This is a genomic window from Microbacterium sp. MMO-35, from assembly GCF_037147555.1.
GTDB lineage: Bacteria > Actinomycetota > Actinomycetes > Actinomycetales > Microbacteriaceae > Microbacterium.
Map to the genome: position 1 here is coordinate 1 of NZ_JBBCVH010000017.1, position 10,636 is coordinate 10,636.

At 69.2% G+C, this 10,636-nt stretch carries 10 protein-coding genes and 1 tRNA gene; 9 read left to right on the top strand and 2 right to left on the bottom strand.

Features of this window, described 5'->3' with window-relative positions; all coding sequences use genetic code 11:
- Positions 1-269: 269 nt before the first annotated feature.
- The 5 genes from WFJ01_RS18705 (at position 270) to WFJ01_RS18725 (ending at position 3,765) form a co-directional block, all read left to right on the top strand.
- Positions 270-839: a hypothetical protein gene (locus tag WFJ01_RS18705; protein WP_336629988.1), complete on the top strand. Its 570-nt coding sequence runs from the start codon at positions 270-272 to the stop codon at positions 837-839.
- Between the two features lie 200 nt (positions 840-1,039).
- Positions 1,040-1,312: a hypothetical protein gene (locus WFJ01_RS18710; RefSeq protein WP_336629989.1), complete on the top strand. Its 273-nt coding sequence runs from the start codon at positions 1,040-1,042 to the stop codon at positions 1,310-1,312.
- A gap of 100 nt (positions 1,313-1,412) precedes the next feature.
- Positions 1,413-2,135, top strand: coding sequence for a recombinase family protein (locus WFJ01_RS18715; protein WP_336629990.1), 723 nt, complete (start codon positions 1,413-1,415; stop codon positions 2,133-2,135).
- Positions 2,136-2,151: 16 nt separating this feature from the next.
- A complete protein-coding gene (locus WFJ01_RS18720; protein ID WP_336629991.1) occupies positions 2,152-2,421 on the top strand; it encodes a hypothetical protein in 270 nt (89 codons plus the stop codon).
- A 96-nt stretch (positions 2,422-2,517) separates the two neighbouring features.
- Entirely contained in the window at positions 2,518-3,765 is a 1,248-nt protein-coding gene (locus tag WFJ01_RS18725) for a tyrosine-type recombinase/integrase (RefSeq protein WP_336629992.1), read from the top strand.
- On the opposite strand, the gene WFJ01_RS18730 is transcribed toward WFJ01_RS18725, so the two are convergent.
- Together WFJ01_RS18730 and WFJ01_RS18735 are read right to left on the bottom strand one after the other, a co-directional pair.
- Entirely contained in the window at positions 3,762-4,751 is a 990-nt protein-coding gene (locus WFJ01_RS18730) for a hypothetical protein (protein ID WP_336629993.1), read from the bottom strand. The two genes, WFJ01_RS18725 and WFJ01_RS18730, sit on opposite strands and share 4 nt — an antisense overlap.
- Positions 4,744-4,819 (bottom strand) — tRNA-Lys (locus WFJ01_RS18735). The genes WFJ01_RS18730 and WFJ01_RS18735 overlap by 8 nt, the downstream gene beginning before the upstream one ends.
- Before the next feature lie 164 nt (positions 4,820-4,983).
- Between WFJ01_RS18735 and WFJ01_RS18740 the strand changes: the two genes are divergently transcribed.
- The 4 genes from WFJ01_RS18740 (at position 4,984) to WFJ01_RS18755 (ending at position 10,252) form a co-directional block, all read left to right on the top strand.
- Entirely contained in the window at positions 4,984-5,811 is an 828-nt protein-coding gene (locus WFJ01_RS18740; protein ID WP_292880730.1) for an inositol monophosphatase family protein, read from the top strand.
- A 1-nt stretch (position 5,812) separates the two neighbouring features.
- Positions 5,813-6,400, top strand: coding sequence for a hypothetical protein (locus WFJ01_RS18745; protein ID WP_336629994.1), 588 nt, complete (start codon positions 5,813-5,815; stop codon positions 6,398-6,400).
- A gap of 98 nt (positions 6,401-6,498) precedes the next feature.
- Positions 6,499-9,663, top strand: a complete 3,165-nt coding sequence (locus tag WFJ01_RS18750; RefSeq protein ID WP_336629995.1) for a tetratricopeptide repeat protein — start codon at positions 6,499-6,501, stop codon at positions 9,661-9,663.
- Between the two features lie 49 nt (positions 9,664-9,712).
- On the top strand, positions 9,713-10,252 hold the full coding sequence (locus tag WFJ01_RS18755; protein ID WP_336629996.1) for a HutD/Ves family protein: 540 nt from the start codon (positions 9,713-9,715) through the stop codon (positions 10,250-10,252).
- Positions 10,253-10,636 lie beyond the last annotated feature (384 nt).

The window sequence follows — 10,636 nt, forward strand, 5'->3', positions numbered from 1 at the left end:
CTCCTCCGGCGAATACCGACGCGTCGTCGGCTTCCCTGATGTCTGCTCTTTCGGCATAACCCCATCCTCGTTTCCAAGGTCAGGAGTCTCCAACAAACTCAGGGCGCTTCAGAAGGTGGAAGGACGGGCGCACTCCCAAGGTGCTCTGCACGGCGCATCGGTCCAACGGCGACCCGTGTAACCGCCCGCCCATCAAAGGCTCCAACGTCTGCGGAACGCATGGCGGGCGGGCTCCTGCTGTGCGGGCAGCCGCCCAGGTGCGCATCCTTATGGCGAGCAACCTCGCCGCCAAGAAGCTGGTCGAGCTGATGACCTCGCCCAAGGTTGCAGATCAGGTCAAGCTCGCCGCCGCGAAGGACCTCCTCGACCGTGCCAACCTCGGAGCCAAGGCCGCGGTCGAAGTCACCTTGGAGAAGGGCAAGAGCTTCGATGACGTCATCGAAGCGTCGTTGGTCGAGATCGACTCCGACCCTGGCGCGGAAGAGTTCGATGCTCTGGACGCGGTGATCGTGGACGACGAGCCGGAGCCGCCCGTACAGACCCGCCACGACCGCAAGGCGTTCCGCGAGCACGACCGCGCCGCTGCCCGTCCCGCTCTGCCGGAGTCGGACCCTCTGCCCGCGGTCCTGGCGACGCCGGACGACGAGCAGCCCAGCACCAAGCCCCGACGCTCTGCCGACGACGCAGCCAACCAGCGCAGCCGAGAGGCGTACATGGAGGCCATCGCCGCGGGCCATTCCACGAGGTACGCCGAGTCCGCCGCTCGCCGTGCCGCCTCCGGAGAGGCGCAGAACGGGTCACACTTCGCCCGCAGGGCACCCCGGGACGACGAGGAGTGAGCGGGATGGGCCGCGGGCTGAGCCAGGGCGAGAGAAAACGCCGATCTGGTCCCCTCGGCCCATCTGCCCGCCGATCTCCCCAGAGATTCGGATTCTCAGAGCCGAGTAGCGGACCGCTCAGAACGACCCCGAGAGTTCATCTTCAGGCGGAAGGCGTTGACGGACGTTTCCGCCGCAACAACCAGCACGAAAGGGACACCATGAACACCCACACCGCCGAGCCCGACTCGACCGAACAGCCCTACCGGCTGAACCTGCCCGCCGTCCTCGATGCCCGATTCGCAGGAGGGCCGATCGTCGTTAACGTGGACGCCCTGCCACACGCACCCGAGCAGCCCATCGTCCGGGTGCAGCTTCCCGGTCTGGAGCTCGCCCTGTTGGACCACGAGGCCGCCGACCTGGCAGCAGCACTCGCTCTGGCAGCCGCCACGATCATGCTGGCCGACGAGCAGACCGAGGAGACGGGGCGATGAACATCCTCGGGCTCCTCGCTGTTCATCTCGGCTGTGTCCTGGCGGTGCTCGGTGTGTCCTACGTCGGGCCGCTCCCGACCTGGCTCCAGAGGCGCAGCCGATGACCAAGCACGCGACCAAGCACATGCTGGGCTACGTCCGAGTCTCGACCGAGGAACAGGAGCGCTCCGGTCTGGGTGTCGAGGCGCAAGAGGCCGCCATCGCTGAGGAGTGCGAGCGGCGCGGGTGGACCTACGAGCTCGCGCGTGACCTCGGATGCTCAGGCAAGCACGTCAACCCTGAGCTACGGCACGGCCTCGACGTGCTCTCCGCGGGACAGTTCGACGGGCTGATTGTCGCCAAACTCGACCGCCTCGCCCGATCGGTGCGCCACGCTTCCGCCATCATCGACTCCGCGATCACGCAGGGCTGGGCGCTGGTGGTGCTGGACAACGCTCTCGACCTGACCACACCAGGCGGGAGGGCGATGGCGAACATGCTGGCGACCTTCGCAGAGTTGGAGCGTGACCTGATCGCGTCCCGCACGCGAGAAGCCCTCGCCGCCCGCAAGGCCCGCGGAGAGCGCAACGGACGCCGCACCGCCATCCCGCCCGCCGTGCTCCGGCGCATCGTCCTCACCCGCGACACCGAAGGGCACAGCTTCGGGCGGATCGCGGCCGACCTGACCGCAGAGGGCGTCCTCTCGCCCACAGGCCTACCGCAGTGGTCGGAATCGACCGTTCGCCGCGCCTACGCCGCCGCTACCGAGCAGACCGAGCAGCCATCGACCTCGGCCACGCCGACCCCAGACCCCACCAAGGACACCGCGGCGAGCGCCGCCTAACCCAGAGAGAGATGCAATGTCCATCCAGCACAAGTACACCCCCGGCCCGGTCGTCACCGTCAGCGCGCTGAAGGTCGGAGACACGGTCTTCCTACGTCAGCGGACGGTCGGCCCTGGCCTGCCGGAGCCCATTGACCCCGCCACGGTCACCGCCGTCACGCCCGTCCCCGGCGAGCGGGTGCGGGTGCACGTCCGACGCGCCAACTCCGGACCGTCCATCGAACCGACCTCGCTGGGTGACCTCGCCACCACCCGCGAGTTCCGCTCGGCGGTGGCGTCGGTCTGACGCCCTGAGCGAGGTATGGGCGGACCGAGGCCAAATCACGGCCCATGCCTCGCTCAGAAATCATCCGTACGAACCATCCCCACCAAGGAGAAGCACATGGCGAACAAGAGCGGCATCACGCCGAACGTCTCGAAGGTCACCGGCAAGGTGATCTCTTACACCTACCGATACCGCGACCACGACGACGTACAGCAGCGCGCGACGTTCCCGACGATGAAGGCGGCGAAGGCGTTCAAGCTGAACATCGAGCTTGCCAAGGCGCACGGGTCCACGACGACCGCCTACGTCAAGCGCGCGCAGACCTTCCGTGAGGTCGCCACGGCATCGCTGGACGCCGTCGCCGCCGACGACCGCAAGGACAAGACCCGCGAGGGGTACGACCTCGCCTTCCGAGTGCACATCTTCCCGACGTTCGGGGACCGCCGCATCAACACCATCACGAGCATGGAGGTTGAGGCGTGGCTGAAGGACATGCGGACAAAGACCTCCGAGCGCACCAAGAAGCAGTTGTCGCAGAGCACAGTGCACGGCAGCTGGATTGCCCTGAACACCGTGTTCAAGTACGCCCATCGACACGGCCTGATCGTGGCGAACCCGTGCGAAGCCGTCAAGAAGCCCCGTGTCAAGGTCGAGAAGCGCCGCGAGTTCCCGTTGCAGCCGGGAGTCGTAATGAAGATTTCGCGACTGCTCGACGAGTACGCCCCGTACGGGCTGTTGGTGCGGTTCGCGGCCCACACCGGCCTCCGCGAAGGTGAGCTCGCCGCGCTGCGCATCGGAGCCGTGACGGCGTTCGGCCAGGTCGCCGCAGAGGTGAGCGTGGAACGGAGCGTGCGGCGGGTGAAGGGCGGATGGAAGATCGACACGCCCAAGACCAAGAGCGGCAAGCGTTCGGTCCCGCTCCCCCGTTCGATCCGTGAGGAGATGGCCGACTACCTGGCCAACCACCCGAACCGCCACGACCCCGATGCCGCGCTGTGGCCGGGACGCATTCCCGGTTCCGCGGGCGACCCGCACGGCCTCGACTATGACCGGCAGTTCGATATCGGCTCGGTCATCCGCTACTACTTCAAGAAGCAGGCGCTCACGCCCCTGGGCATCACCGGCGTCCGCTGGCACGACCTCCGCCACTACTACGCCACCGTCATGATCTCCCAGATTGGCAAGGGGGCTCAGTACACGCTTTACGAGGTCAGTCGATGGATGGGCCACGCGAGCTATCAGACGACCGTGGACGTCTACGGGCACCTTCTCGACAAGCGCGCCGACGTGGACGTGCTGGACGACATCATGCGCGCGGCAGAGGCCGAGGCCTCCAACATCACTCCGTTGCGGCGAGCGATCTAGGGACGACGGGCGATGGCGCCAGACGAGAACCACTGCACCAGCGGTACAGCGAGCAGGACGGCTGCCTCCGCTTCGGCCTGGGTGGGTTTGCGATAGCCATTGCCGCCATGACGGCTCTCCTGGCCGACCCACAGCGCCTCTGCCATCTTGATTGGGACATCCGCGTCCGGTGCCGGCAGGTCGAGTTTCCAGTCCTTCTGCGCCTTCATCACGCTGATCATCTTTCCGAGCGTGGACTTTGTGTCCTTCGGAGTGACGACATGCACCCCGGCCTCCTCGACTGCCTTGATCGCCTTCTCGTAGGCGTCTTCGGGATCGGGCGATCTACCGAACGCCGCGTGCCACGCCTCCGCGAGCAGATCACCGGCAGGGCCAGTACGGGCAATAGTCTGCTCGGCAGCCAGTGCAACGCCCTCCGGAACCCGCTTCTCGAGCGATGCGAATCCGTCGCGGGTGCCGACGCGCCATTCAGAGCCTCCCTCACTGAGGACAGCCTCTAGTAGGTCGTTGGCGTCATCGTAGACACCACTTTCTGCGGTACGGAACACCAGAAAGTCAAGGAAGTCCAGGAACTCTTCCTCCTCCATGATCTCGAAGAGCTCAGTTATGCCGCGCTGCCGAAAGACGGGCACAAGCGTAGTCGGGCGGCGGACGGCCGTCTCGTATTCCTCCAGGATCTGCGGGTCCGGCACATACGAGTTCAGGCTGCTGTTCTGCGGTTGCGACGAGACAACCTCGGCCCAAACAAGCACGCGACGGCGGATCCACGACGGCACTCCCGGATGAAGTGCCTGCAGCTCGGCCGGGTCCGCGCCACGCTTGTGCCATCTACTCGTCGCCACAGTCTCATCCTGCCGCAGGCCACCGACAGCACCACGCTGAAACACACGCGCTGTTTTCGCGCTGATCGGCTCTGCAATCCGGAAACGGAAGAAGGCCCAGAACCTGATTTTGCTCAGGATTTCCGGGCCTTCTCGCTGGTGCACCCCCTGGGACTCGAACCCAGAACCCACTGATTAAGAGTCAGTTGCTCTGCCGATTGAGCTAGAGGTGCTCGGCGGGCCGGTTCCCCGGCCGAGGAATCACATTACCAGCGGTTCGGACGGAAGCGAAATCGGCGGCGGCTCTCCGTGCATCCCTGGCGTGTCGTCGGCCCGGAGTGCGCTCTGGGCCGCGTGCGCCCAGGGTTCGGCCACCGCACGCCAGTATCCTGGAGGCGTGTCTGAGACCCGCGCCGCTGCCGACTTCCAGAGCGACCTCGACCTCGCTCTCCGCCTTGCCGACGCCGCCGACGGGCAGTCACTACCCCGTTTCGACGCCGCCGATCTGAGCGTCTCGCTCAAGGCCGACCGCTCGCACGTGACCGATGCGGATCTGGCGACCGAGCGCGCGATCCGGGAGATCCTGCAGGCCGAGCGCCCGGAGGACGGGATCCTCGGCGAGGAGTTCGGCACCTCGGGCGATGCGCACCGGCAGTGGATCATCGATCCGATCGACGGCACGGCGAACTTCCTTCGCGGGGTGCCGATGTGGGGCACCATGATCAGCCTCGCCGTCGACGGCGTCGCCCGCGTCGGCGTGGTCAGCATGCCCGCCCTGGGCCGCCGCTGGTGGGCCGCGCCCGGCCTCGGCGCGTGGGCCTCCACGGATGCGGAGCCGCGCGCGATCCGCGTGTCGGACGTCGCGAGCCTCGACGACGCGAGCGTCAGCTTCCAGAGCATCGCCCAGTGGGACGAGGCGGGCCACCTCGACGAGCTCATCGCGCTGAGCCGCCGCGTGTGGCGCGATCGCGCCTACGGCGACGTGTTCTCCTACATGATGCTCGCCGAGGGCCGCATCGACATGGTCGCCGAGTTCGACGTCAAGGAGTACGACATCGCGGCGGCCTTCGCGATCGTCGCCGAGGCGGGCGGCGCCGCCACCGCCTACGACGGGACCGCGACGCTCTCCGGGCGCTCGGCGCTCGCCACGAACGGGGTGCTGCACGAGGCGTTCCTCGCGCAGCTGCACGGAGCCGCAGAGCCGCCTGCGGCGGCCGCTCGCTGATATGCGGTTCTCCACGCGCGCACTGGCCGTCGCGGCGGTGTCGCTCGGCGTGCTCGCCGCGACCACTGCCTGCACCGGGACTCCCTCCCCCGCCCCGTCAGCCTCTTCCGCGTCGCGCGCGTCGGACGAGCCCACCCGTTCGGCATCATCCCCGACGCCGGCCGCCACCGATGTCCCCGCCGCGTCGCCGCGCCCGTTGAGCTGCGAGACGCTCATCCCCGCTGACACCGTCGCCGCTCTGCATGCGCAGGGCTGGTCGGCGATGCAGCGCGACTTCGCGTTCGGCCCGGATCCGGTCCCGGGCGGCATCGCCTGCCTGTGGGCGGATCCGTCCACCGCATCGGATCACGGCCTGCTCTACGGCTGGGCGCCGATCTCGGGCGCCGATGCCGCCGCTCGGGAGGCCGCGCTGGTCTCGGAGGGATGGGTCCGCGAGGACAGCGACCGCGGCGTGTACGTCACGGCCGATCCGCGCACCACGCTCAGCAGGGATGCCGAGGGCTACGGTATGACCTATCTGTTCGGCCGCGGCTGGGTCTCCGTCTCCGACACGAAGCAGGGGCTGATCCTGATCGACCCCCGGAGCTGATCACGATCGTCGTCGGATCCTTCGCCTGACGCTCAGCTCGCTCCCGGACGCCGGGCGAGTTGCCCGGCACCCCGTAGCCTTCTACTGTCGAGAGCGTGATGGCAGATGCGCTCCAGTCCGCGTGGTCCGACGTCTCCAGCCGCGACACGGTGCGCATCGCCCGGGCGCTCGACGCGTTCCGCGAACTGCTCCCGCAAGCACTGATGACCGAGGGGGAAGGCGGTTCCGCGCACCGCAGCGCGCTGCGCGGCCTGGCCCACGGCCTGGACGAACTCGGGCGTGAGGACGAGGCCAGAGAGCTCTACCGCACTCTTGCCGAGGTCTGCGAGGGTGCGCTCGCGGATCAGGGTCTTGGGGATGAGGATCGCGAAGACCTCTTCGACGACCACCTGCATGCCCGCGCCGCGGAGCAGCTGGTCGGCGGGGACCTCGCCTCCGCCGGCACCGTCGCCGCTCTCGACGCCCTCATCGCCGAAGGCGAGCAGGTGCTGGGCGGCGCGCACGGACGCCTGCTCTGGCTGCTGGACCGGCGGGCACAGCTGCTCTCCCGGATGAACGAGGCGGAGGGGCTGCTCGCCTACGACCTGCTCATCGCGCGCGCCGCCGCAGCGGACGAGCGCGGCGAGAATCATCTGACCGCGCTCGCGGCGAAGGCCGCCGAGCTGTCCCGGCGGGACGAGGACGAACAGTCCGCCCTGCTCTGGGGACAGGTGCTGGACGGACGCCGCGCCCTGCTCGGGATGGATGCTCCGGCGACGCTGGACGCCTGGTGGTGGCGAGCGAGGACCCGCTACTGGTCGGGCGACATGGCCGGGGCCGATGCCGACCTCGCCCTGCTGATCCCGGCGCTGCAGCGGCAGCGCGGCGAGGACGATGCGCTCACCCTGGACGCCATGAGGTTCCGCATCAACCCTCTGCGCGTGCTCGCCCGCGACGGCGCCCCCGCGGAGGACCCGCTGCCGCTGGTGCGCCGGATCGCCGTGCTCGAGACCGCGCGGTTCGGCCCCGGCTCCGATGAGGTGCTCACCTCCCGGATGATGGCCGTCGAGGTGCAGCTCGACCGCGCAGACAGCCTTCGTGGGTGGCCGGGGCTCATCGCCGAAGCCCGCGAGATCGTCGACGATACGGCCGATCGCCCGTCGCGCGCCTCGCTCGCGCTGCGCTCGCGAGACCTCCTGTCCCGGGTCCTGCGTGCGGCGACGGAGCGGGACGCGTCGTCCGCCCCTCCGGAGACCGCCCTCGCCGCAGCCGTCGCGCGGTGCGCGCATCTGGATCGTGCCGTCGACGAGCTGCGCTCCGCCGATGTCGCGTCCGAGGCGGATTCGAGTCCCACCGCGGATCCGGATCCATCCCGGGCGACCCCGTACCAGCTCGCGAGCGAGCTCGCGCACGCCTGGACCGATCTGTCCCGGTGGCACGAGACGCACTCCCCCGAAGCCCTGGACGCGCTGCAGACCGGCGCGGAGCGCCTTCGCGGACTCGGCCCCGCCGGCCGCCGGAGCGAGATCGATCTGCGCGACCGCCTCGGCTCGGCGCTGCGCGATGCCGGCCGCGGCTCCGAGGCTCTCGCCCCCTTCGAACGGTCTCTCGAACTGGAGTCGAGCCTCGCGGCGGAGGCCTCGACGGCGGAGGATCTCCGCACCGCCGCCACCCGGCTCGCACAATCCCGATACGCACTCGGTGCGACGCTGCGCGGCATCGGACGCAATGCCGAGAGCGAAGAGCTGCTCGCCGACGCGATCGAGATCGCACAGCACGACGGCGCATCCCCGCAGGCCGTCTCCGAACTCCGCGACGTCCGCGCCCTCGCGCTGCAGGATCTGGGGCGCAGCGACGAGGCCGCCGCCGAGATGCGCGCACTCTACGACGCCTCAGGCGACGTCGGCCATGCGATCGACCTCGCCGCGGTGCATCTGCGCAACGATCGCCCCGCCGAGGCGGAGGCGCTGCTGCGACCCGTGCTCGCCCGGCTGGAGGCCGACGGATCCGCCGACACCGCACAGGCCGGCCGCGTCATCGGCAACCTCGCTCTCGCCGCCTGCCAACTCGACCGGGATGCCGAGGCGGCCGCGACCTACGATCGGCTGTACGCGCTGCAGTCGCGCATCCTCGGCACGGAGCATCGGGACACCCTGATCACCTTGCACAACCGCGCCCTGGAGGAGAGGCATCTCGGTCGGTTCGCCGACGCGGTCCGCCGCTTCGAAGCCGTTCTCGCCCGGCGCACCGCTGCTCTCGGCGCTCGCGATCCGCACACGCTGAGCACACTGTCCGCGCTCGCCGGCGCCGTGGCCGATACGGGAGACCTGCACCGTGCCAGGGAGCTGAGCGAACGCGTCGTCGCGGAGACGCGAGAGGTCCTCGGCGATACGGACCCGCAGACGCTGAGCCGGATCCGCGACCTGGACGGGATCCTTGCCCGTCTCGGCGACGCCCAGGAGGAGCGGGATGTCCTCGCCGCTCAGGTCAGCGCCGGGTTCGCCTCGACGAGTCGCGCTTCCGACGACGGCAGTGCGTCGCCCGGACTCGCCGCACTGCGCTATGCCGACCATCTCGCGCGGCAGAATCGCTACGGCGATGCCCTCGTCGAGTACAGCCGCGCCCGCGAGGCGCTGAGCGACACCGCCGGCATCGACTGGCTGCGTGCCGAGCGCGGCGCCGCCGAGTGCTCGAAGCGCCTCGGCGCGTACCGCGAGGCCGCCGAGGCCTACGCCCGGATCGTGCCGCAGCTCGAGCGTCTGCTGCCCGGCGATCCGTGGGCGCTCGCCGACGCCTTGAACGACCACAGTCTCGCCCTCTCACACCTGGGCCGCGTCGATGAGATGGCCGTCGTGCAGCAGCGCGCGATCGAGGTCGCCGACGGCGCCGGATCGAACCCCGAGCGGGCCGTGCAGCTGCGCATCTGGCTCGGCCGGCGACTGGCTGACGCCCAGCGCTTCGCCGAGGCGCTCGCGGCCTACGACGACGCCGCGAAGACGGGCGCCGGCACGCTCGGCGTCGAGCACGCGATCACGCTCGACGCCACCGACGATCGCGCCGAGACGCTGATCTCGCTCGGGCGGCATCGCGAGGCACTGCGGATCTACCGCACCAACATCCCCGCCATGGAACGCGTCCTCGGCGCCGACTCCGCGGCCGTGCGGCGCGCCCGCGGCAAGCAGAAGACGTCCGCCCAGCAGGCCTCGAAGACCCGCTCGGCGATCATCGGCGGAGTGATCGTCGCCGCGATCCTCGTCTACGTCGTCGTGACGCGGATGACCTGAGGCGCCTGCTTCCTCGCAGGGATCCGGGGCAGAAACTACGATCGGCATCATGACGGTTCCGATCCTCGAATACGCCGCCCTCACCCCGCGGGCGTGGAAGAACGGTCTCGGGATCACCCGGACGCTGTTCGACGACGCCGACGCCACGGATGCGTGGACCTGGCGGATCAGCATCGCAGAGATCACCGGCACGCAGCCGTACAGCGCCTACCCCGGCGTGCGCCGGGGGCAGGTCGCGCTCGGCCCTGGTGCGGTGGACCTCGTGATCAACGGCCGGGCCGTGACGCTCGCGGTCGACGACGTCATCGCCTTCGACGGCGAGGACGAGGTCTCCGCGACGCCGCACGAGGCCGGATTCCTCGATCTGAACGTCATGACGCGGCGGGACACCTGGGACTCGACGGTGAAGGTCATCGATGCTGCGACCGTGAGCGCCGAGCCGGGCGGCCCGACGACGCTGATCGCTCTCGACGACGACGGCGCGCTCGACGACCGCCCCCTCGCGCGTCTCGATGCCGCCCTGCTCGAGCCCGGTAGGACCTGCACGCTGCGCGGCCGCTTCGTGATCGCTCGGCTGCGCCGGATCTGAGGCGCGCACGAAGAAGCCTCCGGGATCCGTGCCGATGGCACGGATCCCGGAGGCTTCTCACGGCGACAGCAGCGTGGTTCTGACGAGCGGAGCCCGTGGTGGAGGTTCTGAGCCTCTACTCAAATCACGGAGACAGCGGAAAATCGACGATCTCACTGATCGAGGAGGCCACCAGATGCCACGCGGAGTACCTGGCGTACCAGACACCTTCCGGGAATCAAACCCCCACTCGTCCGCGACTGAAGGTGCTCACGTCGAGCGAGGTTGATGAACTCGGAGCCTGACCCGGTTTCCCGGACAACTGAGTTGAGGCGATGATCGTCTCGGAAGGAGTCCGTGAGATGCCTGCTGCCCACCCGCCGGAGTTCCGGCGTCGAGCCCTGG